Below are 24,441 nucleotides of genomic sequence, written 5' to 3' on the forward strand. Positions count from 1 at the left end.
TGTCAGCTGTCCACGTCGGCCGTCAGAAGCTCACCATTGAAGTACTCCAGCTTCCAGCCATCGGAGGCGTGGTGATGCGCGAGATTCAGTACGGCATTGTGGACGCTGTCCAGCGTGCGTCCAATCGCGCGGCTCAGTGACAGTCGGATCAACGTACCGTGGGTTACCACCAGGACGCGCTGCCCCGAAAATTCCTGTGCCAATTGTTCCAGGGCATCCATGCCGCGGCTGGCTGCGTCATCATCGCTCTCGCCCCCGCGGAAACCGCCTGGGATGCGAAGTGCCTCGAGTTCAGGCCCGGCTTGCAGCCCTTCTGCCGGTCCGAAGCTTCGCTCAATAAGCTCCGGAACCCGCCGGGCGACCCGAAGGCCCAGGCCTTCTGCAATCAGGTCGGCGGTTTCTGCGGCACGGCTCAAAGGTGAGGAAACGATTGCGTCCCATTGGTAATTGGCCAAAGTGGCAACGGCGTCACGCGCCTGTTGGCGTCCGACGTCGTTCAGAGGAATGTCAGTGGCCCCCTGCAGCCGACGCTCCGCGTTCCAGTTGGTCTGGCCATGGCGGACGAGGGCGAAGGTAGTAAGGGTCATGCCTTCCATTGTGCCTTCCGGCCGTCCAGGCCGCAGTTCCGTGCGTCACGTAAGGAAAACGTCCGACGGCGGGAGGTCGCCGTCGGACGCTTGTTGCCGTTGGTGTCAGGCGGCGTCGTGGATAGTGATCCGGTAGCCGTCCGGATCTGCAAAGGTGAAGGTGCGCCCGAATGGCCCATCGATGGGTGCTGCCGTGATCTGCGTGCCATGGGCGGAGAGCGCGTCGTGGAGTTCCTGGGCGTCCGTTGCCCGCAGCCACAAGGCAATTCCTTCGCCGGGTTGCGGGAGCGAATCCAGCTCGGTTTCCGGCAGTGGCTCCCGCACCGCAAAGGCGACCGGCTTGGTATCGAAAACAACTGCATGCGGCGGACCGGCCACCGAGCGCGTCAGCCCGAGTTGCTGCTCGTAGAACAGTGCCGAACGTTCAAGGTCGCGGACCTGCAGCGAAATGAAATCTGGACCGATTGTTGCCATGCTTGCTCTCCTAGTTATGTCAGTATGTTGACATGAACAAGCTATGTCAGAATATTGACATGAGTCAAGACGGCAGTGGCGTGGACCTGGACACCTCCCTGGGCTATCTCCTGAAGCAAGTGCACAGCGCTTTGCGGAGCGCAATGGACACTGCCCTCCGGCCCCTCGGGATGACAGTGGCGCAGTACGCATGCCTTGAACTCCTGGCGCAACGGCCCGGCCTCTCCAATTCCGAGCTTGCCCGCGGCGCCTTCGTGTCGCGGCAGTCAATGAACGTGCTTCTCCAGGCGCTCGAGCGGGACGGGTTGGTTTCCCGGTCGGAGCAGCCTGTTGCCGGGCGGGCACTCCCCGTGAAGCTAACTCCGCTCGGAAGCAAGCGATTGAAGGCAGCCAGTGCGGCCGCGAATGAAGTGGAGGGCCGATTGCGGCAGGGCCTGACGGCGGACGAGCAGCAGCATTTGCGGGCCCTGCTCGGCTCGCGGCTGGCGGAACTCGGAGGAGACTGAGCGAGGTCCTCATGGATGGCCCGTTTCCCTTCCGAGCCAATACTAAGTATCCTGATGACTTATCTGGTGAATCCCGGATGATGCTGTTTGACGCAGGACTGCTCAAGCCGTAGCGGTTACGCCGAACAGGGCGGCCGCGCGGCTCTCGTGAAAGTTTGATCGGCGGCGTTGCCTGGTAGCAACGGACACTGTTAGGGTCCGATGCACACAAGGTGGGCCTGAAGGGCGTGACAATTCGTGGGCAACAATGACGAGGCCGTGGAGTTCCACGTGACCGATTCCAGTGCGGCTGCCACCATCATCGATGGCCGCTACCAGCTGGGACCTGTTTTGGGCCGGGGAGCCATGTCCACGGTGTACCGCGCCGCGGACTTGCTCCTTGGCCGGGACGTAGCAATCAAGATCTTTCTGCCTGGCTCTGGCGACGACTCGTTCAGGGCCCGTCAGGAAACCGAGATGCGGCTGCTCGCCGGCTTTGACCATCCTGGCCTGGTGGCCGCCTTCGATGCGGGCGTTGATACCCGCAATGACGAAGAGCGCGCCTACCTCGTCATGGAACTCGCAGGGGGCCGTGACCTGAAGGCCGTATTGTCCGACGGGCCCCTGACGCATCCCGAAACCACGCGCATTGGCGAGCGACTGGCTGGCGCCCTTGCCCAGGTGCATGCCCAAGGAGTTATTCACCGCGACATCAAGCCGGCAAACATCCTGGTTTCCGAGGGGCCCGATGGCACCGAATCTGTGAAACTGGCTGATTTCGGAGTCGCCTTGGTCATGGAGGACAACCGCCTCACCGCCACTGGGTTCACTGTCGGCACAGCCCAGTACCTCAGCCCGGAGCAGGCACAAGGCCTGCACCTGACGCCGGCCAGCGACATCTACTCTTTGGGTTTGGTGCTCCTGGAGTGCCTCACAGGCAAGCCCGAATACCCTGGAACTCCGGTAGAGACGGCCTCGGCCCGCCTTCACCGGGCACCCGAGATCCCGGAAGACCTCCCCAACGGGCTGCGCGGACTCCTCCAGGCGATGACGGACATGGACCCTGAACGACGCCCGACGGCCTCGGAGGTCGAGGAAGTCTTGGCAGGCCGACGTCGGAAGCTGCCGCCTATGGCAACGGCAATCTTGCCGTCGGTGCCAGCAGCCCCATCGCTGGCACCGGTGCCGGCTGTGCCGTCACGGCCGCCGCATGTCCAGGTTTCGAGTCGCGGTCCGGCAGCTACGGCACCGGGAAGGCGTGCTTCCGCTACTGGTTCAAAGACTCTCGGAAAGAGGCCGAAGATCCTCGCCGGGCTGGTTGCGGCGGCCCTCGCCGTTCCTGTCGGGCTCGCGTTGGTCACTAATGGCGTCTTTTCGGCAGAGACTTCAGCCGAGCCCACACGACAGGTGGATCCTGGTGTCTCCGTCATTGAGTCCCAGCCGAGTGGGCCGGCTCCCGTGGAGACTGCACCGCCAGCGGTTGCACCTGCCGTCGAAGTCGTGGATGTTCCAGATCAGCCAGCGGTTCCGGTGCCAGCCGTTAAAGCCCCTGAGCCTGCCCAAGATGGTGCAAATACCGAGCCCCAAGACGTCGCGGATGCCAAGAGCGGCGGAAAGAGCGGCGCCAGGTCCGAAAAGGGCAAGGGGAACGGTCGGGGGTAACGCCTTTGGTGGGAAACGCGCGACGGCGGCAGGTCGCCGTCGTACGTTTTCTTGCGTTGCGTGCCGCTATAGTTCGGCTGGGAAGCTCACTGCCACCGTGGTTCCGCCGCCGGCTGTCTCGGAGAGTGTGAGTTCGCCGCCGTGGGCCTTGGCGATGCTGCTGCAGGTGGCGAGTCCCAGGCCGGAGCCAGGTCCGTCACCTTCGCGGCGCAGGCGCACCAATGGTTCCAGGACCTTGGCCCGGTCCGCCGCGTGGATGCCCTTTCCGTTGTCGGCCACGAAGATGGTGGCGCCATGGTAATTGGAGACGCCGCTGATCCGGACGTGCAAATCCCTTTCGGGGCTGCGATAGTTCATGGCGTTGGACAGCAGATTCTGTAGCAATGTGCGCAGTTGGCCCTTGTCTGCCTGGAGATTCAGGTCCCGCACTTCAAGGATGTCGTCCTCGATGCCCAGGTCCCGGGCCACCTCGCCTGCTGCCTCTTTAAGTGAGACCCGCTGTGGCTGGATGCCGCCGCCCACCCTCGAATAACTCAGGACGTCTTCCAGCATCCCCAGCATTCGGCGGCCACTCGCCCCGATCCGGCTCAGGTATTTAGCTGCCACGCTGTCTGCTTGGACGTCGGGATCATCCTCCACCAACTCCACGTAACCCAGGATGGTGGTGAGCGGAATGCGAAGATCATGGCTGACACGGCCCGCGAACCCAGCCAACTTGGCATTGCTCTCCCGCAGCTCGGCATAGGTGCGATCCAGCTGGATGGTGCGGTGCTGCAGCTCCAACAGTTCCACCACCTGCTTGGCGAGGACCTCCAGCATGCTGACTTGCTCGGGTCTATCTCCATGGCCTTATCGGAAAAGACGCACAAGGTACCGGGAACGAATCCTGATTCTGTTTGCAGTGGAACCGAAGCGTAGAACCGAACCCTGCCCAATTCACCGGTGACGAATGGGTTGTCGGCGGATCGTGGATCCAGCGAAGCGTCGGGGATAACGGTGATCTCGCGGGAGAGAAACACCTTGGCACACATGGAATCTTCTCGTGAGCACATGCCCGGTTCCACGCCCCACGCACCAATTTGGTATTGGTACTCGGCGCTGATGATGTTGACTACCCCGAAAGGGGCGCCGCAAAGCTCAGTGGCAAGGCGCACGAGGTTCTGCAGCGCGCTCATTATGGCGGCGTTGGGAAGCAGGGTGGAATCCTCGCCGGGGTCCAGGCCGTACTCCCGCAACTCCAGATCCCGGCTAAAGTCTCCGGTGAAGGCCAGTTGGCCTTTTACACCTTTCATCAAGAATTTCCCCCAGGCTTCTTTAGGATTCCTTGCCGATCCTACCGGGAGGTTAGTGCGGTTGGATTGTCACACGGTTTGGGTCGGCGCCGGCCCTTATCTGCGGCAATTGGTGTAAGTACACTGGAACGCATGACCGAGCAGGAACCGGCTGGGGTTACTGAAGATATCGACCTCTCCCTGCGCACTCCGGCCCAGCGATCCCGTACTTTCATGGGGATCCTGGTGAACACCGCCCTGGCAAATATCACCACAAGCTATCTCTGGTTCGCCCTGACGTTCTGGGTTTATCTGGAAACGCGCAATGTGATTGCCACGGGGGTAGTCGGAGGAGCCTACATGCTGCTGATTGCGCTCTCCAGCATCAGCTTCGGGACGTTCGTGGACAGGTATCGCAAGCTTGCCATAATGCGCTTCGCCGCGGGGTTCACCCTGGTGATGTTCGTGCTGTCAGGAGTGTTGTTTCTCCTCATCCCCACGAGTCTTCTGCTGGACCTGACACAGCCGTGGTTCTGGGTCTTCACTCTGATCACCCTCGTGGGTGCCGTCGTGGAAAACCTTCGCAACATTGCCCTCTCCACCACCGTCACCATCCTTATCGAGCCTGATCGCCGGGCCAATGCCAATGGCATGGTGGGGATGGTGCAAGGGCTTATGTTCATTGTTACTTCGGTCCTGTCCGGATTGTCAGTGGGCCTGCTGGGCATGGGCTGGACCATTGTGGCTTCACTGGTTTTCACCGTGTTGGCGTTCGCACACCTACTCACTTTGCGAATGCCCGAAGAGGTGCAAGCGGCAGCCACTGACGCAAAGGGCGGTTTCGACTTCCGGGGGTCGCTTGCCGCTGTGCTGGCTATCTCCGGGCTGTTTGCATTGATCATATTTTCCACGTTCAACAACTTCGTGGGCGGTGTGTACATGGCTTTGATGGATCCGTACGGATTGGAAATGTTCTCCGTTGAGATGTGGGGAACGTTCTTCGCCGTCGGCTCCACCGGATTCCTGGTGGGCGGTGCACTGGTAGGAAAGTTTGGGCTGGGCTCCAATCCCTTGCGGACCATGCTCATCGTTGTCGCCGCCATGGGGTTCCTTGGTGCAGTGTTCACCCTGCGCGAATGGGCGTGGCTCTACGTGGCTGGCATCTGGCTGTATCTGACCTTGGTTCCCATCGTGGAAGCCGCCGAGCAGACGGTCATCCAACAGGTGGTTCCCCTCAACCGGCAGGGCAGGGTATTCGGATTTGCCATGGCCTTCGAGTCCGCCGCAGCGCCGATCACAGCGTTCCTCATCGCCCCGCTCGCCCAGTTCTGGATCATCCCGTACGCCCGCTCCGCAGAGGGCGCCGCGCAACTGGAACCGCTGCTGGGTCAAGGTACGTCGCGCGGGATCGCCCTCGTGTTCCTGGTCTCCGGCATCATTCTCATTCTCGCGGCACTGATCGCGTTCCTGACGCCTGTTTACCGCAAGGTCTCGGCGTCATACGTGGAGACGGCATCCCAGTCGATGTGATGGCCGTAGAGCCAATCGAAGTTGTCGGCCGCCTTCCGGGCAAGTCCCCGGAAAATAGCGCGCATGGCCAGGTCCTGAAATACCCGGGTGAACTGATTCCTGACCTTGGGTTCTGAATTCCGGCGGCCCCATGCCACCACCGTCTCGGCACGCGGCCGGCGCTCCGCTTCGTACGCCGCAAACCTGGCAGGGAGGCTTCCCTCTGTGTCGTCCCTTGTGGCTCCCCGGAGGGCCCGACCAAGCGTAACGGCGTCCTCGATTGCCATGGACGCGCCCTGCCCCGAGGACGGGGAGGCGGCGTGAGCGGCATCGCCGACCAAGACCATCCTGCCGCGGTGCCAGCGGGGGACGCTGGGGAAGTCGAAGGTTGAATAGGGCTTGATGATGTCTTCCGTGGCGCGAATGAGGGCCGCCATCGGTGTCCGATCTCCGGCCACCAGCCCGGTCAGCCAATCCCTGAGTTCTTCCTGGCCCAGCAATGACGGATCGGAGCTGGAGCGCTGCAGAGGATTTGCGAACCACCAGATCCGGCCGTCCGGGCTGGGCATGTAACAGTAGAAGCAGCGCTTGCCGAACACCATCTTCATGCGCCCCGGAGGCACGCCCAGATCCACATCCTTGAGCGACAAGGCGGCAGTGTTGGCAGGAATGATGCCGCCCGTGTTGAGCAGCGGGATGGTGCGGGGTGCGGGCGAGGCGGGGTCGATCAGCGGCCGCACCGCCGAGCGCAGCCCGTCAGCCCCCACCAGCAGTTCGCCGCGCGCGGAGGTGCCGTCGTCGAAAACGGCCGTGACGCCGTCGGGCAGTTCCTCCACCGCTGTCAGCCGTCTGCCGTGCTCGATCCGGATCCCGCGGCGGACTGCCTCCTCGTGCAAGAGGGCGTATAGCTCCGAGCGGGTCATGGTCCGGGCCGTGGTGCCATCCGGGAGGGTGCCGCCGAAATCGAAATCGATCAGGTGGCGGCCCGTGCTGCCCAGGTACATGGACATGAGCGGGGTGCTGAAGCCCAGTTGCGAAGCTTCCTCCTTGAGGCCCAGAGTGTCCAGGGCGTCGAAACCGTTGACGGCGAGGGTGAGGAAGGCGCCGACACCCTCAGAAGGCCCCCTGTGCGCTTCAAAAACGGTGGCGGAGTGGCCGGCTTTCTGGAGTGACAGAGCGGTAGAAAGGCCGGCTACGCCGGATCCGATGACAAGACAATTCAACATGGGAGCTCCTGGGTAATTTATTTCGTTCGGTTAAAAGAAATATAATCCTGAGTGGTGGGCAGGTCAATCGTTTCGGTCAAGCGAAAGACTTTGCTAGCCTCGGAGGATGACGAATCAGGGGCAACGCGAAGCTCTGCTGGAAGCTGTTTATGCCTCGGGCAGGGAGCTGTCCACGGCCGCCATCATGTTCCACACCACACTGTCTGAACTGCGGGGCCTGTCGGCGACTGAGGGCAAGGCGATCGACATCCTGCTGCGCCACGGCCCAATGACGGCGGGTGAATTCGGTGAACACTCCGGGCTGGCCCCAGCATCGGTCACCGGACTCATGCAGCGACTCGAAAGCAAAGGCGTGGCCCGGCGAGTCAAGCACGGCGAGGACAAGCGGAAGGTCCTGATCGAGCTCGTCGGTGACCAGGTTGCCGCCGCTGCACCCTACTTCACCGATTTCATGGCCGGGATGGCCGCGCTGCTGGAAGGCTACAGCGACGACGAACTCCGGATCATCGCCGACTACTCAAGCAAGGCTGCCCGCGTCCAGCAGGAGGCGGCCGTTCGGCTGAGCCAGTGAGTTGGCCGGGGGACTTCCCCACCATGACCGTCGCCTTCTCAGAGGGTCCCTTTCAGTACCTGTAACGGCAGGGGCTCCCGCTCGCCGTCGTCAGCTGTTTTGCTGGAATGAATCGAACTTTGCCGCCGAGGAGACATTCTGCATGCGAATGAGGACGCAAACTCTGGTCGTGATCACGGCGCTGACCCTCGCCCTTACCGGGTGCACGACGGCTTCGGGCAGTCCAGCCACGACAAACACAGCGACGACGCCGCAGGAAACTGCCCGCACGGAGGAAACCCAAACGATGACAGCCAAAGAGACCCCCGAAGACACTCCAATCACCATCCAGATTGACGGACGGACCGTGAACGGAAGTCTGTCAGGGAACGCGACCGCCCGCTCACTGATTGACCAGTTTCCCCTGACGCTGTCCTTCACTGACTTTGGCGGGCAGGAGAAGCATGCTGAACTACCGGCGCCCTTGTCCCTCGACGGCGTTCCGGCCGGCGATGACGCTGATCCGCTGACGATCGGTTACTACGCGCCGGGCCAGACCCTGGTCCTCTACTACGAACCTGTGGGGCATTTCACCGGAATTGTACGGATTGGACACTTCGAGGACCTTGCGGCAATCCGTGATCGCAGCGGACGTTTCGAAGCCACCCTGAGCCTGAGGGACTGAACGCCAGCCGCCTATGGGACTGGCTCATGGCATCCGTGGAGGGGCGAAGCACAGAAGCCCGATGCCCGTCCCGCCGTTATCCGCGCCAAGGCGTCAGCCGCGGCCACCACCCCGGAACGTTGCGCCGGTACTCGAGGTACTGCTCGCCGTACGTCTCAGTGAGGGTGGGTTCCTCGTAACCCTTCACGAAAGTGACGACGGCGATGAGAAGCACCCCGGCGTAGACCACCAGCCACCAACTGCCGAAGAGCAGGGCTTGTCCGAGGATAATTGAGAGCACCGCGAGGTACATGGGATTGCGCACGAATCGATAAACCCCGGTCACGACCAGCGTCTGGGTCGGCGCAACCGGTGCGGGTGTTCCCCGGTGAAGGGCGAACAGCACGAAGGCGTGAAGCAGGAAAGCCACACCTAGGGTGATCGCGATCCAGGCGACGGGCACCACCAGCCACGCCACGCCGTCCCAGTCGTAAAGCCGCCATCCAGAGATGAGCCACGGGATGAGACCTGCCACGATGCCGGGCGCGAGGAAAAGGAAGACGATGGTCCCAATCCAGGCGCGCGTTGACTGACTCATGGCAGTCAGGTTAGTCCTCGGCTTGAGGGCCGGCGCAAGTTGCACCCCAGCGCAAGTCACGCCGCCAGCCAAGCCCCCGCCATTTTCGATCCTGCCAGGGCCGGCAGGGCGGGCAGGGACACCAGATCCGGATCCGCTGGGCCGGGATCAACACGAACCGGCAACTCGTGGAGCATCGCGTAGCCCTGGAGTTGTTCAAGTGCATCCGGCTCAATCATGGCCCCGGTAAGGTCCATCTCGACGTCCCTGCCGTCTGCCAGGCTGTTGGTGCGTTGGACGATTGGATAAAGCGCGTGGAGATTGGACGTGGTCACGTGACCGGTTGCTGCGATCTGGATCTGTGCTCCGTCAAGGTCGACTCGAACAACTACAGAGAGCTTCTCGCTGGTCAATATGCTGCCTTTCATCCGTTCGCTGCCACGCTGCAGCCACCCCAGCGTAGGCAGCAAATGTGATCTGCGCAACATCACGACGTGACCTTCCTCCCGAGCAGGCAGCAACTCCAGGTCATTTTCGCCTTCTGAACGTGCTTTCCCTGCGCTGTGGAATCTTGACTGAATCTTGAGATGACCCGGCGTCCTTCTTGAGGGCCCCGTCCCATGGTTGAACTATCAGCCAATGGAGTTGATGGGAACTTTCAGGAAGGACCACCGAAATGCCTGACCAGATCGCAGCCACGTCCCTGAATACCGGAGCTGCCCACGTGACGTCCGACCCCTTCCCGCACACAGCAGAGGCTGGCGGCCATGGCGGCGAAGTCCCCGGCCAGGCCCGTGCGGTCACGTCCATCCGCGAGCACTTCAACCCTCTGGGTATGGGGCTTCGGAGCATCTGGCCGCAGTCGGTGTGTGGTTTCTAGGAACATTTGAACTTTGACGGGTGGGCACCAAAGGTGCCCGCCCGTGGTCTTGTACTCATTCGAGTGGCACCATGGTGACAAGTCACAAAATAATAAGGAGGCTTGTCATCAAAGAGGAGATGAAGAAGGCCGCTGATGCGGCCGAGGAAGCCTCAAACTCACGTGGCCTGGAGACTGTTGCCAGGGCTGGTTATGCCGTCAGCGGACTCCTGCACTTACTCATAGGAGTTATTGCGTTTCAGCTCGCCTTTGGGCGCGGCGGTGAAGCGGACGTCAGTGGCGCCGTTGCCCAACTGGCCGCGCAACCGGTGGGTCCCATCCTGCTCTGGGCGTGCTTCGGCGCCTGCGCTGCCTTGGCCTTGTGGCAATTGGGCAACGCAACCCTCGGCTACCGCAGGAAGTCAGACAACAAGCCTTCCAAGCGGCTTTCCGCAGTTGGCCAGGCGATAGTCTTTGCGGGACTGGCGGCCACTATCCTCTCGTTCACCATGGGCAAGGGAAAAAACAGTCGGGAGTCGGCCAGCGATGTGACTGTGACCCTCATGAAAGCGCCATTCGGGATAGTCCTGCTTGTCGCAATTGGCGCCGGGATCATGATCACCGGCATCGTGTTCGCAGTGCGCGGCTTCATGAGGACTTTCGAGAAGGACCTGGCGCTGTCCTACAAAGAGCCGGCCCGAAAGTTCCAGTCGGGTGTTGGCGTTGTGGGCTACGTCGCCAAAGGCATAGCCCTGTTGCTCGTTGGCCTGCTGGTGGTCATTGCAGCAGTGCGCGTTCAGCCCGAGCAATCCACAGGACTTGATGGAAGCCTGCGGGCGTTAAGGGAGCAACCGTATGGCCCGTACCTCTTGGCAGCGGTTGCCGTTGGCCTGATCGCCTATGGGCTGTTCCTCATGGTGAAGGCCAAAACGCTGCGGACCTAGCCCTCACAGCGCGTTTAGAGTCGATAGTGCCTGGGTACAGCCAACGGTAGCGTCGAATGCCGGGAATCAGACATCTGAGAAAGGCCAGAACCATGACTCAAGCCGACCCAAGCGGACAGCAAGCAAACGGGGATCATCGCCTTACTTCGGCGCCCAAGGATCCCCGGAGCGGATATCACTCCGAGGAATTTCCCCAGCAGGAACAGGAACAGCCTGGCCTGACCAAGCCCTTGAACCCCCAGCCCGATCACGGTGAATCCAGCTATGTTGGGCACGGTCGCCTCCAAGGCAAGAAAGCCCTGATCACTGGGGGTGACTCAGGCATCGGCGCTGCTGTGGCCATAGCATATGCCCGCGAAGGTGCCGACGTCGCCATCAGCTACCTTCCGGAGGAAGAGGAAGACGCGAAGTCGACGGCGGAATGGATCCGTGAGTGCGGAGCGCAGGCTTTGTTATTGCCAGGAGACGCGCGCGACGAAAAGTTTGCGGCCGAGATTGTGGAGCGCACAGTACAGGAGCTTGGCGGGCTCAACGTCGTGGTCCTGAACGCTGCGTACCAAAAGAACCGTGAGGGCTTGGAAACCATCCCCACCGAGGAATTTGATCGGGTCTTCAAAACCAACCTGTACTCACTGATCTGGACTGCACAAGCTGCGATTCCCCATCTCCGCCCGGGAGCTTCGATCATCGTCACGGCGTCCATTCAGGCCTTTAATCCTTCCGTCCAGCTGGTGGACTATGCCATGACCAAGGCCGCCCAGGTAGCCTTCACCAAAGCCATGGCCGAGGAACTCGGTCCCAAAGGAATCCGCGTCAACGCCGTGGCCCCGGGACCGATTTGGACGCCGTTGATTCCCGCTACCGAGTGGCCGGACAAGCTTCCAACGTTTGGTCAGGACACGCCACTGGGTCGCGCCGGACAACCGGCTGAGCTGGCGCCGGCCTATGTGCTCCTTGCATCTGACGAAGGCTCCTATATTTCTGGAGCTGTGCTGCCGGTGACCGGCGGCAAGGGTCTCTGACCCAGGACAGGAAAGGGTATGCGCGCATGATTGCTGTACTGGTAATCGACATGCAGAACGCCTTTTTTGAGGAACCGGCCCTGAAGCGGCGTCAGGAAGAAGTTGTTGCCGCCTGCAACTCGTTGACCAGCGCAGCGCGCGAGGCAGGGGCAAACGTCCTCTTGGTTGGCACCCAGCACGAGCGGGACAAATCCACATGGAGCCTGAACATGCTGGACGATGACCAAGGATTCATCTTCAGGGGAAGTGAGCAGGCCAGCTTCGTACCTGGCCTGGTGACCGCCGAATTCCCGCAGATGGTCAAAACCCGCGACAGCGCGTTCGTTGGTACGGACTTAGGGATGCGCCTCAGGAACTGGGGTGTGGAAACCGTCATTCTGGCTGGGGTTTCGGCCCACAACTGCATCGCGCAGACCGCTGCTGACGCTTTCGCCCATAACATCCGGGTGATTTACGCGGCTGAAGCCGTGGCAACAGAGAACCCGGAGGCCGCCGAGGCAGTCCTCCGGGTTCTTACCCGTGAATATCGTCAGAAGGTTTTGCCACTCGACGAGGTGCTGAAACTCTTGAAGGGCCCCTGACTGGACTCGATGGGAATCCACAGTTGCCCGCTCCCGCGGGTGCCATCCGGATCCGGCCTAACACTGAGCAGTTCGGGGCCGCGTGCCCAAAAGTAAGGGTTGGCCGGGAACCACTCAGTAGCAGCGTCCGCCCACATGCGCTGCAGGACATCCGGGAATCTTCCTTCCGTTTCGAACACCACCCATTGGCCAGCGGGGATGTCCAAGCGCTCGAAACCTTCCGGAGCGGGTTTGGTTGAAGCCACCGCGTGCCAATAGTCCAGCTCACTGCCTTCGCGGCGCCCTTCGTCAATCTTGTCCGTTACGGACAGGGGCCCCGATGGCTCGACGTCGGCCAGCGCCATCAGTCGCTTTGTCGCATCCGGGTCAATGCTGCGTTGAAATTCGATGATTGCAGCGTTAGGACCTTCGTGGACCAGCGGAACCCGGGCTCTGAGGCCGATCAGATGAAAGGCCTCCTTGTTGACTATTCGGTGCTTCATGACAGTATTCCCTTCAATGCGGAGGTGGAACCTCAACTGAGGCTGGGAATGGAGGACTGCGCCAGGTTGCCGTGCTTCTGAGGGAGTCAGCCCATGCATGGCCTTAAAGGCACGTGTGAATGCCTCGGGCGATCCATATCCGTAGCGGAGGGCAACATCCAATACCGTTCCGCCGGCGATGATCTCTGCGGTGGCGGACGTAAGGCGGCGTCGACGAATGTACTCCGAAATCGGAATGCCAGCCAAGGAGGCAAACATCCTCCTGAAGTGATATTCAGACGTCAATGCCGTTTGCGCCAACATGCTGACCTCCACCGATTCGGTAAGGTCCTGCTCGATGAGCTCAAGCGCCCTCGTCCATTCCTGCACTGTCCCTCCATTCCTGACCATCACGCTACGGTGGCGGCTCAGTCGCTGCCCCGACTATCCATGCCCGAAAATATCAGGCTCCGATATCAACCCCACGAGGATCAGGACCAGGTCAACGGATTTCGCAATGCCAGGACCCCGGCAAAGCAAGAACCCGGAGGCTGCAACTGCAGTCTCCGGGTTCTTGTGGTTATCAGGACCTTGCGGATGCCTGAATATTAGGGATGTCCTGAGCCGGAAGCTTCGTCATCCGGCTCGGACGAGAACGGCCTGTCCTCGGGGGTGTCTTCCGTGTTGCGCTCGTCGAGCTCCGCATCCGCGGAAGGGACGGTCTTCTCGGCGTAGTCGCCTGCGGTGTAGTCCCCGCCAGCGTCTTCCTTCAGGGCCTCAGGAGATGCACCGGCAGCGCCGTAATCACCTTCTGCATACTGACCCTCAAGGTCGTCCTGGTTGGTGTTGGGCGTGGTTTCTTCAGCCATGGTGGGCGCGACGTCCCCCTGTGGCCAGGCCGTAAATCAGCAGAACGACAATGGATCCGCCAATGGCCAGTAGCCACGTCCGAATGGCGAAGAATTGTGTCAGTCCCTCGCCGAAGATCAGGCCACCGATCCAGCCGCCCAACAGGGCGCCAACGACGCCGAGCAGCAAGGTAACGAACCAGCCTCCTCCTTGGCGTCCGGGAAGAATAAGCTTTGCGATAGCCCCAGCCAAAAGGCCGAGCAAAAGAAAACCAAAGAAACCCATTTTTGCTCCTACTTTCTTGTTGATGGAAATTCCATGAACTCGGTGAAGCGGTTCCGTTCATCGGTTGTCAGTTCCAGCGGATAAGTGCTGTAACAGGGCCATATGAGGCCCAGTGGAATATGGGGCGGGACGTTATTTTGCAAACGCCTGTTTCAAACGTCGTTGAATTTATCAAGTGCAGCCAAAAGCACTCATGTCCAAGGGGCCGGACCGTAGTACTACAACAGCAACGCTAGCTGGTCCCGGGAACAACAGCAAGTAACCTTGCTATTTTGCCGGTCTAGGATTCCTGCCCCTCGGACGGGGGTGGTGTGGCCTTGAAATCCGGCTACTTATCGCCGAAGGCGTCCTTCGCGGCGTCCTTGACGTGCTCGCCAGCCTGCTTCACATTGGCCGACGCTTGGTCGCCCGCGCCCTCGGCCTGGAGGTCCCTGTCGCCAGTGGCTTCGCCGGTCTTTTCCTTGACCTTGCCCGTTGCTTCTTCCGTGGCATTCTTGATCTTGTCATCCAGTCCCATGGTTTTCACTCCTCGGGTTGCCATGTGGTTGTGGCCTGCGGGTTTTCCGCTGGTTGGCATTAAAGTTTAGTCCTCTTTTCGAATTCAGCAAATGAACGTTAACCCACCATCCTGAATGTGCGCGTGACAGCAGGTGAAGGCCGGACTAGTGTCGTAGGAAAAGCACCTCGAAAGGAGTGGGTCCTGTGAAAGGGAAAGCATTGTTCGCCGCCGGCATTGCTGTTGGCTACGTATGGGGGTCCAAGTCCTGGCCGGAGGTGTACCGGCGGGTTCGTGGAGGCGCCCAAAAGGTTTGGAAGAACCCGGAGGTTCAGGAGAACGTCCATCAGGCCACTGAAACCGTCCAGGAATCAGTCCCTGACATCCTGGACAATCTGTACGCAGCGGGCAAGAAGCTCCTGGAGAAGGCGGAGACGATGTTTCCGGGCATCTTGGAGTCGAAGTCCGGGCCGCACGCCAACTCCAGCACCGGCTCCTCTGCTTCTGCTTCCGCTCCGGCTTCTACCTCGACGCCTCCAGTCAGGCCGGACGTAGTATCCGATCCTGCCCTCGATGACAACACAGGAAGCGATTGGACCGACGAAGGCGGTGCAGCGCCGGAAGGGCCGGCGACCAATACGCCGGCCAAGCCCTGACCCCCTGGCGACAAGCCTCAGGGTTCGCGTGCCCGCGGGTTCCTCTTGCCCGCAAGGCCCATCCCGCCGTCGAGCGTTGCTTGTTGAGCGTCGAGCGTTATTTGGTGCGCTCGACGGCTTTCAGGATGGCTTCGCCAAGTTCGCGTGGCTTGGTGAACTGTGGCCAGTGACCGGTGGGTAGGTCGATGTAGTCCACGTCCCGAATCCGCGCGAGTTCGGCCGTGAACGGGTGCCCGGCGTCCATCCATTCCTGAAGCAGTGATGACGGGAACTGGCAGGCGATGATGGTGGCCGGCACATCGTAGCGCCGAACGTCGTGAAGGTGTTGTTGGTCGAAGGCGACGCCCTTGGGTTCCGGAATGGCCCGTGCGCGGAAGGCTTCCTTGAGCTCATCGGTCAGGTCGATGAGGTCCGCGTCTTCAAAGCCTTCCCAAGGTGGGAGCGGGATTTCGTCGCCGTCCTCGGGCAGTTCGTCATTGATCACGCCGCCCTCGCCGAGCGGGCCGCTGTCCACATAGACGGCCCTGTCTACGCGGTCCGGGCGGGCGTCAACCGCGCCGTGGATGATGGCGCCGCCGCCTGAATGGCCCACCAGGACCACATTGCCGCCAAGGGAGTCCACCTTGTCCACCACGGCGTCGATGTGTGTCCGAAGGCCAATCCCGGCGCGAGGGGCATCAGCGGACTCCAGTCCGGGAAGCGTGAGGGGGTGAACCGTGTGTCCAGCTGCCACAAGCGGCGGCGTGACCTCCGCCCACGATGACGCGTCCAACCAGAAACCAGGTACAAGGATGATGTCCATGCCGGTACCCTACGGGAGTCCACGGGAAGGATGCACTCATTTTTGCTGGATCATCCGATGATCCAGCAGAATTTACGCCTTCCCTGTCAGCTTCCCAAGGCAACGTGCCATTGCCCTCGCCCGCGAGTCCGGAGTACGGGCCTTGAGTAACTGCAGGATGATGAGGTACCGCTCTGTCTTCCCGAGACGCTCGAAGGCCTCGCCGGCCGCTGGGTTACCGGCCAACGCCGCTGCAAGGTCTTCCGGGACCTCCGCGTTGGCCTGCGAAACATAGGCGGCTTCCCAGCGGCCATCAGCCTTTGCAGCGTTGATCTCAGCCAACCCGGCGGGATGCATTCGCCCGGATTCGATCAGCGCCTCCGCCTTCCCAACGTTCACCTGCGACCACGAGCTCCGAGCCCGGCGGCGAGAGTAGCGCTGCAGGAAAGTCGCTTCGTCATTTCCTTTGCGCTGTCCGTCGATCCAGCCGAAACATAGGGCACCGTCCAGGGCCTCCCGGATGCTGAGTAGTTCGGCACCGGCGTTCTTCTTGCCGATCACGAGCCAGGCTTCGGCGCTTGTTTGGTGGTGCGCGGCGAGCCACGACTCCCATTCGGAACCGTTGGCAAACCTGAGCAGCTGGAGCTCGTTCTTTTCCGGCACGTACTTCCTTCCAGTGCTTTGGGGCTAAGAACAACCACTATGGCCGGACGAATGTGTTTGGGGAAAGGGGTTGACGGCTTGCTCTTCAAGGGCAATAGTTATCGTATACGATTTCGTACTCGATAGATGTTCGATCAGGAGGAGGCGCCGTGACATTGGAGTTTCGGACCGAGGAAGTCAGCCAAGACATGCTGGCCCGTACGCGCAAAGTCATTGCCGTCCATATCAATTACCCTAGCCGTGCTGCCCAGCGCGGACGCACCCCTGGGCAGCCGTCGTACTTCTTGAAGCCACCATCTTCCCTGGCGCTTGGTTCCGCGGACGCTCCGGGCATCGTTGAGCGCCCGGCCGGCTGCGAACTTCTTGGATATGAAGGCGAAATCGCCCTCGTCATTGGTAAGTCAGCCCGCCGCGTTGGCCTCGAGGACGCGTGGAGCCACGTCGAGTGGGTGACCGCTTCCAACGATCTGGGTGTATACGACCTCCGCTACGCAGACAAGGGCTCCAACGTCCGGTCCAAGGGCGGCGATGGGTTCACGCCTGTGGGGCCCTTGCTGATCCCTGCCGACGCCGTTGATCCCACAGAGTTGCGGATTCGCACCTGGCACAACGGCGACATCGTCCAGGATGACACCACCGAGGACCTGCTGTTCCCGTTTACGCAACTCGTCGCGGACCTCTCCCAGTTGCTCACGCTCGAAGAGGGCGACATTATCCTCACCGGCACCCCTGCCGGCGCGTCGGTCGCCAAGCCGGGTGACGTCGTCGAAATTGAGGTCAGTGGCGGCGGTTTCAGCAGCGGCCGCCTGACCACCAAAGTAACGGAAGGTACGACGCCGTTCGCGGACTTTGGTGCCAAGCCCAAGACTGATGACACCCAGCGGGAAGAGGCGTTCGGATCGCGTGAAGCGGCGGGCCTGCCTGCTGACGTCTCCGTCCTGACGCCCGAGCTGAAGGCGAAGCTGGAAAGCGTCGCAACAGCCACGCTTTCTTCCCAGCTCCGCAAGCGCGGACTGAACAACGTGAGCATCGACGGCCTGCAGGCCACGCGCCCGGACCGCAAGGTGGTTGGACTGGCTCGGACCCTGCGCTATGTGCCCAACCGCGAGGATCTGTTCAAGACCCACGGCGGGGGATTCAATGCACAGAAACGCGCGATCGACTCCGTGAATGAAGGCGAAATCCTCGTGATGGAGGCCCGCGGTGAGAAGGGCACCGGCACTGTTGGCGACATCCTCGCCCTCCGGGCCCAGGTCCGCGGAGCCGCTGCGATCATCACCGACGGTGGCGTCCGCGACTACTCCGCAGTGGCCGATCTGGAGATGCCAACGTATTTCGCGAATCCGCACCCGGCAGTCCTGGGACGCCGGCACATTCCTTGGGATACAGACATCACCATTGCCTGCGGTGGTGCAACAGTTCAGCCGGGAGACATCATCGTTGCCGATTCGGACGGCATCCTGGTGATCCCGCCGGCCATCGCGGAAGAACTGGTGGATGACTGCATCCAGCAGGAAAAGGAAGAAGCGTTCATCTTCCAGATGGTCAAGGAAGGCAACAGTGTTGATGGTTTGTACCCCATGAACAAGGAGTGGCAGGCCAGGTTTACTGATTGGCAGAGCCGGCAAGGAGCCCAAAGTGACTGAAACCGCCGTCGAAAGCGCCGCTGCACAAAGCAAGTCCCAACAGGCGTATACCGCCGTCAAGGCCAGGATCGTGGAAGGCATCTACACGCCGGGTTACCGGCTGGTGCTCGCAAAGATCGCCGAGGACCTGGGCTTCAGCGTGGTCCCCGTGCGGGAAGCGATCCGCCGCTTGGAGGCCGAAGGCCTGGTGAAGTTCGAGCGGAACGTTGGTGCCACCGTCTCCGGAATTGATCCCACCGAGTATTTGTACACGATGCAGACGCTGAGCATTGTGGAGGGTGCCGCCACTGCGTTGTCCGCGCCGTTGATTGATTCCGTTGCGATTGCGCGGGCCCGCGCCGTGAACGAGGAAATGCGGGAATGCCTGGAGCACTTCGATCCCGTTCGTTTCACAGCATTGAACCAGGACTTCCACAGCGTCCTCTTTGAACACTGCCCGAATCCGCACATTCTTGATCTGGTCCACCGCGGATGGAACCGGCTCGCGTCGCTCCGCTCCTCGACGTTCCGCTTCGTTCCCGGCCGCGCGCAGGAATCGGTGCGGGAACACGAGGCGTTGCTGCAGCTCATCGAGTCTGGAGCGGACGCCGACACCATCGAACACGCCGCCCGCCGGCACCGCGCCGCAACACTGGACGCGTACCTCGCCACTACCAACTAAAGCAACGCGGGGTCACTTATGGCCCCCAAACGCACTCAACATGGGCCATAAGTGACCCCGCGTTGGATGAAAAAGGAAGACAACGATGACGACCCCTGTAGAAACATCAGCAAAGCATCACGTGCCGGAGAACCTCCCCACGCACATCCAGCACTTCATCAACGGCGAGTTCGTTGACTCCGTTTCCGGGAAGACTTTTGACGTCCTGGACCCGGTATCCAACGGAAATTACGCCACAGCAGCCGCTGGCCAGAAGGAAGACATCGACCTCGCCGTGGCCGCCGCCCGTGAAGCGTTCGTCAATGGCCCGTGGCCGAGGATGAAGCCGCGCGAACGCGCCCGTGTGCTGAACAAAATCGCCGACGCCGTGGAGGCCCAGGAAGAGCGCCTGGCCGAACTGGAGACCTTTGATACCGGCCTGCCGATCACCCAATCCAAGGGTCAGGCGTTGCGTTCAGCCGAGAACTTCCGCTTCTTCGCGGACCTGATCGTGGCACAGTTCGATGACGCCATGAAGGTCCCCGGCTCACAGATCAACTACGTGAACCGCAAGCCAATCGGCGTCGCGGGCTTGATCACGCCGTGGAACACCCCGTTCATGCTGGAGTCCTGGAAGCTCGCTCCCGCACTGGCCACCGGCAACACCGTGGTCCTCAAGCCTGCCGAGTTCACGCCTTTGTCCGCGTCACTATGGGCGCAGATCTTCAAGGATGCTGGCCTTCCCGACGGCGTGTTCAACCTGGTCAACGGCCTGGGCGAAGAAGCCGGTGACGCACTGGTGAAGCACCCTGACGTGCCGCTGATCTCCTTCACCGGTGAGACCACCACGGGCCAGACGATTTTCCGCAATGCGGCAGCCAACCTCAAAGGCCTGTCCATGGAGCTCGGCGGGAAGTCCCCGTGCGTCGTGTTCGCCGATGCCGATCTGGACGCCGCCATCGACTCCGCGCTGTTCGGTGTCTTTTCCCTCAACGGCGAACGCTGCACCGCCGGCTCACGCATCCTGGTCGAACGGGCCATCTACGATGAATTCTGTGAAAAGTACGCTGCCCGTGCCAAGAACATCGTGGTCGGGGACCCGCACGATCCCAAGACCCAAGTAGGTGCGCTGGTCCACCCCGAGCACTACGAGAAAGTGGCGTCGTACGTGGAGATCGGCAAGTCGGAAGGCCGGCTGCTTGCCGGTGGCGGCCGACCCGACCACCTGCCCGAAGGCAACTACATCGCACCCACGGTGTTTGCCGACGTCGCGCCTGATGCGCGGATCTTCCAGGAGGAAATCTTCGGTCCCGTTGTGGCCATCACGCCGTTCGAGAACGACGACGAAGCCCTCGCCTTGGCGAACAACACCAAGTACGGCCTGGCGGCCTACATCTGGACGCAGAACCTGACCCGTGCCCACAACTTCTCACAGAACGTCGAAGCCGGCATGGTGTGGCTCAACAGCCACAACGTCCGCGACCTCCGCACCCCGTTTGGTGGTGTCAAAGCTTCCGGTTTGGGCCACGAAGGCGGCTACCGCTCGATCGATTTCTACACCGATCAGCAGGCCGTCCACATCACCCTCGGCTCCGTGCACACCCCCAAGTTCGGCAGCATCGACGACTCCGCTTCCGCGGGCGACAGCTAACACCTCCCCTTTCAACGAAGAGAGACCATCATGAGCAACCCCTTCACTGGCCCCATCCCCACCCCCACGGTCCCGGCCCCGGATATCGTCCGCTGCGCCTACCTTGAACTCGTGGTCACGGATCTCGCCAAGTCCCGTGCGTTCTACGTTGACCTTCTGGGACTGCATGTCACAGAGGAGGACGAGAACACCATCTACCTGCGCTCCTTCGAGGAGTTCATCCACCACAACCTGGTCCTCCGCAAGGGACCGGTCGCCGCCGCCGCTGCCTTCGCCTACCGCGTGAAGTCCCCGGCCGAGGTGGACGCTGCCGAGGCCTATTACCGCGAACTCGGGTGCCGGGTGGAGCGCCGCAAGGAAGGCTTCACCAAGGGAGTGGGCGACTCCGTCCGGGTGGAGGACCCGCTGGGCTTCCCGTACGAGTTCTTCTACGACGTGGAGCACGTGGAGCGCCTCACCCAGCGCTACGACCTCTACTCCGCCGGCGAACTGGTCCGCCTTGACCATTTCAACCAGGTCACCCCGGACGTGCCGCGCGGCCGTAAGTACCTGGAGGACCTCGGCTTCCGCGTCTCCGAAGACATCAAGGACTCCGACGGCGTCACGTACGCCGCCTGGATGCACCGCAAACAGACCGTGCACGACACCGCCCTGACCGGCGGCAACGGACCCCGCCTGCACCACATCGCTTTCTCGACCCACGAGAAGCACAACATCATCCAAATCTGCGACAAAATGGGCGCCCTGCGCATCTCCGACCGCATAGAACGCGGCCCAGGACGCCACGGCGTGTCCAACGCGTTCTACCTCTACATCCTGGACCCGGACGGCCACCGCGTAGAGATCTACACCCAGGACTACTACACCGGCGACCCGGACAACCCCACCGTCACCTGGGACGTGCACGACAACCAGCGCCGCGACTGGTGGGGCAACCCAGTGGTCCCGTCCTGGTACACCGAGGCCTCCCTGGTCCTGGACCTCGACGGCAACCCGCAGCCCGTCATCGAACGCGAAGAGAAGTCCGAAATGGCCGTCACCGTAGGCGCTGACGGTTTCTCCTACACCCGCCCCGAAGGTTCATCCGGCGAGGCCGCTGAAGGTTTCAAATTGGGGGCGCAGGTCTAACCATGATGGACGCGAAGACGATCGAAGCCATTGCCGACGAACTGCTCGATGCCGGCCGGAACCGCAAACCGGTCCCGCGCCTCACCGCCCGCTACCCTGACATGACGGTGGAGGACTCCTATGCCGTCCAGCAGTTGTGGCGGCGACGGAACGAAGAAGCCGGGCGAACGTTGGTGGGGCGCAAGATCGGCCTCACGTCCAAAGCAATGCAGGCCGCTACCGGGATTACCGAGCCGGACTACGGGGCGATCTTCGATGACATGGTCTTGGAAACCGGCTGCTCCGTGCAATGGGACCAGTACACGCACCCTCGCGTAGAGGTGGAGCTCGCGTTCGTCCTGAAGGACGGCCTCAAGGGCCCTGGCTGCACCATTTTCGACGTCCTCAACGCCACCGACTACGTTGTTCCGGCCCTCGAAATCCTGGACTCCAGGATCGAAATGGAGGGCCGGACCATCGTGGACACCATTTCGGACAATGCCGCCATGGGGGCCATGGTGATAGGTGGCCGACCAGTGCGTCCCGACGCCGTCGACCTCCGCTGGGTCTCCGCGATTCTGTACAAAAACCAGACCGTGGAAGAGACCGGAGTGGCAGCCGGAGTGCTGGATCACCCGGCCAACGGCGTCCACTGGCTGGCCAACAAAATCGCCGCCCACGGGGACTCGATGAAGGCCGGAGATATTATCCTCGCGGGCTCGTTTACCCGCCCCATGTGGGTGTACAAAGGTGATACCGTACACGCGGACTACGGACCTTTGGGAGTCGTGACATGCAATTTCGACTGAGCCCCACCTTCTATTCAGCACTCTCAGAGGCCGGCCGTCCGTTGGCTGGCATGTGGGTCTGTTCGGGTAGTCCGTTGGTGGCTGAGGTCTGTGCGGGATCCGGGTTGGACTGGCTTCTGATCGACGCCGAGCATAGCCCCAACGGTCTGGAATCGATCCTCGCGCAGCTCCATGCCGTGAGTGGCTACCCCGTCCAGGCCATGGTCCGGCCGCCGGTCAACGACACCGTAGTCATCAAGCAATACCTTGACCTCGGCGTGCAGAACCTCCTGATTCCCATGGTGAATTCCGCGTTCGAAGCGGCGTCCGCAGTTTCCGCCGTCCGCTATCCGCCGCTGGGCGTTCGCGGTGTGGGTTCGGCATTGGCCAGGGCTTCGCGCTGGAACCGCGTTCCTGACTACCTTGCTGCGGCTTCAGAATCGATCAGCCTCACGGTTCAGATTGAATCAGAGGCAGCGGCTTCGGCGGTGGAGGAGATCCTGGCCGTCGACGGCGTGGACGGTATCTTCCTTGGCCCCTCGGACCTCGCAGCTTCCATGGGTTTGCTGGGACAGCAGGAAAATCCCTTGGTGAGGGCTGTCGTCGAGCATTGCCTCGAGGCCGCCAAAGCGGCCGGCAAGCCAGCAGGCGTGAACGCCTTCAACGAGTCCACCGCGCGCGCCTATCTCGACGCCGGTGCCTCCTTTGTGCTGGTCGGCGCCGATGTTTCTGTCCTGGCCCGGGCGTCCGAAGGTTTCGCTTCGACGTTCATTCCCGTGTCCGAAACGGCGGATCGCGACAGCTACTGACCTGCCGGATGGGTTAGGCTCGACGAACCAGAGCCTGAGGGGGCAGCGCTATGAATCGTCGTGCGATAGCTGTGTTTTCCGTAGTTGCCGCGCTTGCGTTTACTGGCTGTTCGGCTCCGGCCGGGTTGAAAGCTCTGAACCGGGAAGCGACGGCGGAGGACAAGCTTCCGGAGTCCGTGAGCCTTACCGGCGTGGATCTGAACGTCGAGGCCGGGACAGCCCGGTTGCTGGCGACCTTCGACGACGTGAAGTACTTCGGAGCTAAAAGTTCCACTTCCGGGGCTGTCTGCTTGATTGCGGTACCTGTAGGACTCCCGGAGCGGTGGAGGGCGGGTTGCGCAGCGGTCGCGACAAGCGAGCAGATCGTCACCATCTCCGGCGGGGACGGTACAGAGGCGAAGCTCATCAACGACGGCGTCGACGCCAACCGACCGGAATACCGGGGCTGGACCCAGGTCCACGAGAATGTCCTGATCAGCAAGCCATCCCGCTACTGACTCCGGTGGCGGGTGAGCGGGCTGGCCATCCTCACCCGCACTGCTTTCGTACTAGCTGGGTTCCGCGGGAGTGTCTTTCCTGGCCATGTACCACTCCGTGAATTCGCGCGCACGGCCGTCCTCGGCAAAGCGGATGACCCAAAGGTTGTCGTAGGTGGGCTGATCGTTGAGGTACGTCGTCACGGCCTGGACAAAAGCCGTATCTCCGTCCTGGCCAAGGAGCGTCCATTCGAAGGTCCAGTCATCGGGCTTATCCCCGGCCTCCAACCACGCTGTAACGATTTCTTCATGGCCGTTCCACGGGGATTCCGTGTTCGGCCTGTCGTAATAGATGGCGTCCTCAGTGAACAATGCCCGGATGTCGTCGGGATCGTTCGAGGTCCACGCGCTTATGTATTGGCTCATCCACGAGTTCACGTCGGTCATGCCTCCGTTCTACCCGTTATAGGCCGGACCCTCAACGGTTGAGTTGCGCGGGAGCTCGGGCTCGGCGGGGGCGCGCGTCATAAGAGTCCCTTATAGATCCACGCACATTAGGTCTTATCCACAGCGCTCGCGAATCCCTAGTCTCGAAAAAGGGGATGCGTGAATCCGCGCGTCCTGGGTTCCACATTCCTGGAGGAGACATGTCCGACTACCTGCCGGCGTCGAGGGTCACCCGCATCAAGTCCTCAGCCAGCGTTGCGGCCGCCGCCCGCGTC

General features: G+C 61.7%; 29 protein-coding genes and 1 pseudogene. 17 read left to right on the top strand and 13 right to left on the bottom strand.

Annotated features, from left to right (window positions below; translation table 11 throughout):
* Positions 1-2 precede the first annotated feature (2 nt).
* Both AB4Z15_RS22515 and AB4Z15_RS22520 read right to left on the bottom strand, forming a co-directional pair.
* Entirely contained in the window at positions 3-596 is a 594-nt protein-coding gene (locus AB4Z15_RS22515) for a histidine phosphatase family protein (protein ID WP_442004366.1), read from the bottom strand.
* Positions 597-692: 96 nt separating this feature from the next.
* Positions 693-1,061 carry a VOC family protein gene (locus AB4Z15_RS22520; protein ID WP_442004367.1) on the bottom strand — a complete coding sequence of 123 codons (369 nt, stop codon included), beginning with the start codon at positions 1,059-1,061 and terminating at the stop codon, positions 693-695.
* Between the two features lie 59 nt (positions 1,062-1,120).
* On the opposite strand from AB4Z15_RS22520, the gene AB4Z15_RS22525 reads away from it, so the two are divergent.
* Entirely contained in the window at positions 1,121-1,567 is a 447-nt protein-coding gene (locus tag AB4Z15_RS22525; protein WP_442004368.1) for a MarR family winged helix-turn-helix transcriptional regulator, read from the top strand.
* Between the two features lie 270 nt (positions 1,568-1,837).
* Positions 1,838-3,208 carry a protein kinase domain-containing protein gene (locus tag AB4Z15_RS22530; protein WP_442019028.1) on the top strand — a complete coding sequence of 457 codons (1,371 nt, stop codon included), beginning with the start codon at positions 1,838-1,840 and terminating at the stop codon, positions 3,206-3,208.
* Positions 3,209-3,274: 66 nt separating this feature from the next.
* On the opposite strand, the pseudogene AB4Z15_RS22535 reads toward AB4Z15_RS22530, so the two are convergent.
* A pseudogene (locus AB4Z15_RS22535) lies at positions 3,275-4,500 on the bottom strand (GAF domain-containing sensor histidine kinase).
* Positions 4,501-4,632: 132 nt separating this feature from the next.
* On the opposite strand from AB4Z15_RS22535, the gene AB4Z15_RS22540 reads away from it, so the two are divergent.
* Positions 4,633-6,009: an MFS transporter gene (locus AB4Z15_RS22540; protein WP_442019029.1), complete on the top strand. Its 1,377-nt coding sequence runs from the start codon at positions 4,633-4,635 to the stop codon at positions 6,007-6,009.
* Here AB4Z15_RS22540 and AB4Z15_RS22545 read toward each other — a convergent pair.
* Positions 5,958-7,214 (bottom strand): FAD-dependent oxidoreductase, encoded by a 1,257-nt coding sequence (locus AB4Z15_RS22545; protein ID WP_442004371.1) that lies wholly within the window; start codon positions 7,212-7,214, stop codon positions 5,958-5,960. The two genes, AB4Z15_RS22540 and AB4Z15_RS22545, sit on opposite strands and share 52 nt — an antisense overlap.
* Before the next feature lie 106 nt (positions 7,215-7,320).
* Between AB4Z15_RS22545 and AB4Z15_RS22550 the strand changes: the two genes are divergently transcribed.
* Complete coding sequence (locus AB4Z15_RS22550; RefSeq protein ID WP_442004372.1) at positions 7,321-7,785, top strand: MarR family transcriptional regulator; 465 nt, start codon at positions 7,321-7,323, stop codon at positions 7,783-7,785.
* Between the two features lie 148 nt (positions 7,786-7,933).
* The gene (locus AB4Z15_RS22555; protein WP_442004373.1) at positions 7,934-8,449 is read left to right on the top strand and encodes a cyclophilin-like fold protein; all 516 of its coding nucleotides are present in this window, start codon (positions 7,934-7,936) and stop codon (positions 8,447-8,449) included.
* Positions 8,450-8,525: 76 nt separating this feature from the next.
* Here AB4Z15_RS22555 and AB4Z15_RS22560 read toward each other — a convergent pair whose 3' ends face one another.
* Entirely contained in the window at positions 8,526-9,026 is a 501-nt protein-coding gene (locus tag AB4Z15_RS22560; RefSeq protein ID WP_442004374.1) for a methyltransferase family protein, read from the bottom strand.
* A 56-nt stretch (positions 9,027-9,082) separates the two neighbouring features.
* Positions 9,083-9,418, bottom strand: coding sequence for a hypothetical protein (locus AB4Z15_RS22565; protein WP_442004375.1), 336 nt, complete (start codon positions 9,416-9,418; stop codon positions 9,083-9,085).
* Positions 9,419-9,681: 263 nt separating this feature from the next.
* Here AB4Z15_RS22565 and AB4Z15_RS22570 point away from each other — a divergent pair, with 263 nt between their 5' ends.
* The 4 genes from AB4Z15_RS22570 to AB4Z15_RS22585 all read left to right on the top strand — a co-directional run bounded on the left by AB4Z15_RS22570 (position 9,682) and on the right by AB4Z15_RS22585 (position 12,411).
* Positions 9,682-9,885, top strand: coding sequence for a hypothetical protein (locus tag AB4Z15_RS22570; protein WP_442004376.1), 204 nt, complete (start codon positions 9,682-9,684; stop codon positions 9,883-9,885).
* Between the two features lie 119 nt (positions 9,886-10,004).
* A complete protein-coding gene (locus AB4Z15_RS22575; protein WP_442004377.1) occupies positions 10,005-10,808 on the top strand; it encodes a DUF1206 domain-containing protein in 804 nt (267 codons plus the stop codon).
* 92 nt (positions 10,809-10,900) lie between these two features.
* Positions 10,901-11,830 (top strand): SDR family oxidoreductase, encoded by a 930-nt coding sequence (locus AB4Z15_RS22580; protein ID WP_442004378.1) that lies wholly within the window; start codon positions 10,901-10,903, stop codon positions 11,828-11,830.
* Positions 11,831-11,856: 26 nt separating this feature from the next.
* Positions 11,857-12,411, top strand: coding sequence for a cysteine hydrolase family protein (locus AB4Z15_RS22585; protein WP_442004379.1), 555 nt, complete (start codon positions 11,857-11,859; stop codon positions 12,409-12,411).
* Here the strand turns inward: AB4Z15_RS22585 and AB4Z15_RS22590 are convergent.
* The 4 genes from AB4Z15_RS22590 to AB4Z15_RS22605 form a co-directional block, all read right to left on the bottom strand.
* Positions 12,360-13,262, bottom strand: coding sequence for an AraC family transcriptional regulator (locus tag AB4Z15_RS22590; protein ID WP_442004380.1), 903 nt, complete (start codon positions 13,260-13,262; stop codon positions 12,360-12,362). The two genes, AB4Z15_RS22585 and AB4Z15_RS22590, sit on opposite strands and share 52 nt — an antisense overlap.
* A 218-nt stretch (positions 13,263-13,480) precedes the next feature.
* Positions 13,481-13,741 (bottom strand): hypothetical protein, encoded by a 261-nt coding sequence (locus AB4Z15_RS22595; protein WP_442004381.1) that lies wholly within the window; start codon positions 13,739-13,741, stop codon positions 13,481-13,483.
* Positions 13,734-14,006: a GlsB/YeaQ/YmgE family stress response membrane protein gene (locus AB4Z15_RS22600; RefSeq protein WP_442004382.1), complete on the bottom strand. Its 273-nt coding sequence runs from the start codon at positions 14,004-14,006 to the stop codon at positions 13,734-13,736. The genes AB4Z15_RS22595 and AB4Z15_RS22600 overlap by 8 nt, the downstream gene beginning before the upstream one ends.
* A gap of 328 nt (positions 14,007-14,334) precedes the next feature.
* Entirely contained in the window at positions 14,335-14,523 is a 189-nt protein-coding gene (locus tag AB4Z15_RS22605) for a CsbD family protein (protein ID WP_442004383.1), read from the bottom strand.
* Positions 14,524-14,708: 185 nt separating this feature from the next.
* Between AB4Z15_RS22605 and AB4Z15_RS22610 the strand changes: the two genes are divergently transcribed.
* The gene (locus tag AB4Z15_RS22610) at positions 14,709-15,158 is read left to right on the top strand and encodes a hypothetical protein (RefSeq protein WP_442004384.1); all 450 of its coding nucleotides are present in this window, start codon (positions 14,709-14,711) and stop codon (positions 15,156-15,158) included.
* A 97-nt stretch (positions 15,159-15,255) separates the two neighbouring features.
* Here AB4Z15_RS22610 and AB4Z15_RS22615 read toward each other — a convergent pair whose 3' ends face one another.
* Positions 15,256-15,960 carry an alpha/beta fold hydrolase gene (locus tag AB4Z15_RS22615; protein WP_442019030.1) on the bottom strand — a complete coding sequence of 235 codons (705 nt, stop codon included), beginning with the start codon at positions 15,958-15,960 and terminating at the stop codon, positions 15,256-15,258.
* 72 nt (positions 15,961-16,032) lie between these two features.
* Positions 16,033-16,602, bottom strand: coding sequence for a YdeI/OmpD-associated family protein (locus AB4Z15_RS22620; protein WP_442004385.1), 570 nt, complete (start codon positions 16,600-16,602; stop codon positions 16,033-16,035).
* A 149-nt stretch (positions 16,603-16,751) separates the two neighbouring features.
* Here AB4Z15_RS22620 and AB4Z15_RS22625 point away from each other — a divergent pair, with 149 nt between their 5' ends.
* From AB4Z15_RS22625 to AB4Z15_RS22655, 7 genes are all read left to right on the top strand, one after another.
* Positions 16,752-18,248 (top strand): fumarylacetoacetate hydrolase family protein, encoded by a 1,497-nt coding sequence (locus AB4Z15_RS22625; RefSeq protein ID WP_442019031.1) that lies wholly within the window; start codon positions 16,752-16,754, stop codon positions 18,246-18,248.
* The gene (locus AB4Z15_RS22630; RefSeq protein ID WP_442004387.1) at positions 18,241-18,909 is read left to right on the top strand and encodes a GntR family transcriptional regulator; all 669 of its coding nucleotides are present in this window, start codon (positions 18,241-18,243) and stop codon (positions 18,907-18,909) included. The genes AB4Z15_RS22625 and AB4Z15_RS22630 overlap by 8 nt, the downstream gene beginning before the upstream one ends.
* 85 nt (positions 18,910-18,994) lie before the next feature.
* Complete coding sequence (gene hpaE / locus AB4Z15_RS22635) at positions 18,995-20,539, top strand: 5-carboxymethyl-2-hydroxymuconate semialdehyde dehydrogenase (protein WP_442004388.1); 1,545 nt, start codon at positions 18,995-18,997, stop codon at positions 20,537-20,539.
* A 30-nt stretch (positions 20,540-20,569) separates the two neighbouring features.
* Positions 20,570-21,667, top strand: a complete 1,098-nt coding sequence (gene hpaD / locus AB4Z15_RS22640; protein WP_442019032.1) for a 3,4-dihydroxyphenylacetate 2,3-dioxygenase — start codon at positions 20,570-20,572, stop codon at positions 21,665-21,667.
* Positions 21,668-21,669: 2 nt separating this feature from the next.
* Entirely contained in the window at positions 21,670-22,455 is a 786-nt protein-coding gene (hpaH, locus tag AB4Z15_RS22645) for a 2-oxo-hept-4-ene-1,7-dioate hydratase (RefSeq protein WP_442019033.1), read from the top strand.
* Positions 22,440-23,243 carry an HpcH/HpaI aldolase family protein gene (locus AB4Z15_RS22650; protein WP_442004391.1) on the top strand — a complete coding sequence of 268 codons (804 nt, stop codon included), beginning with the start codon at positions 22,440-22,442 and terminating at the stop codon, positions 23,241-23,243. The genes hpaH and AB4Z15_RS22650 overlap by 16 nt, the downstream gene beginning before the upstream one ends.
* 50 nt (positions 23,244-23,293) lie before the next feature.
* Positions 23,294-23,740, top strand: coding sequence for a hypothetical protein (locus tag AB4Z15_RS22655; RefSeq protein ID WP_442019034.1), 447 nt, complete (start codon positions 23,294-23,296; stop codon positions 23,738-23,740).
* A gap of 51 nt (positions 23,741-23,791) precedes the next feature.
* On the opposite strand, the gene AB4Z15_RS22660 is transcribed toward AB4Z15_RS22655, so the two are convergent.
* Positions 23,792-24,166, bottom strand: a complete 375-nt coding sequence (locus AB4Z15_RS22660) for a nuclear transport factor 2 family protein (RefSeq protein WP_442019035.1) — start codon at positions 24,164-24,166, stop codon at positions 23,792-23,794.
* Between the last annotated feature and the right edge of the window lie 275 nt (positions 24,167-24,441).

The sequence above is a fragment of the Paenarthrobacter sp. 2TAF44 genome (assembly GCF_052114885.1).
Lineage (GTDB): Bacteria > Actinomycetota > Actinomycetes > Actinomycetales > Micrococcaceae > Arthrobacter.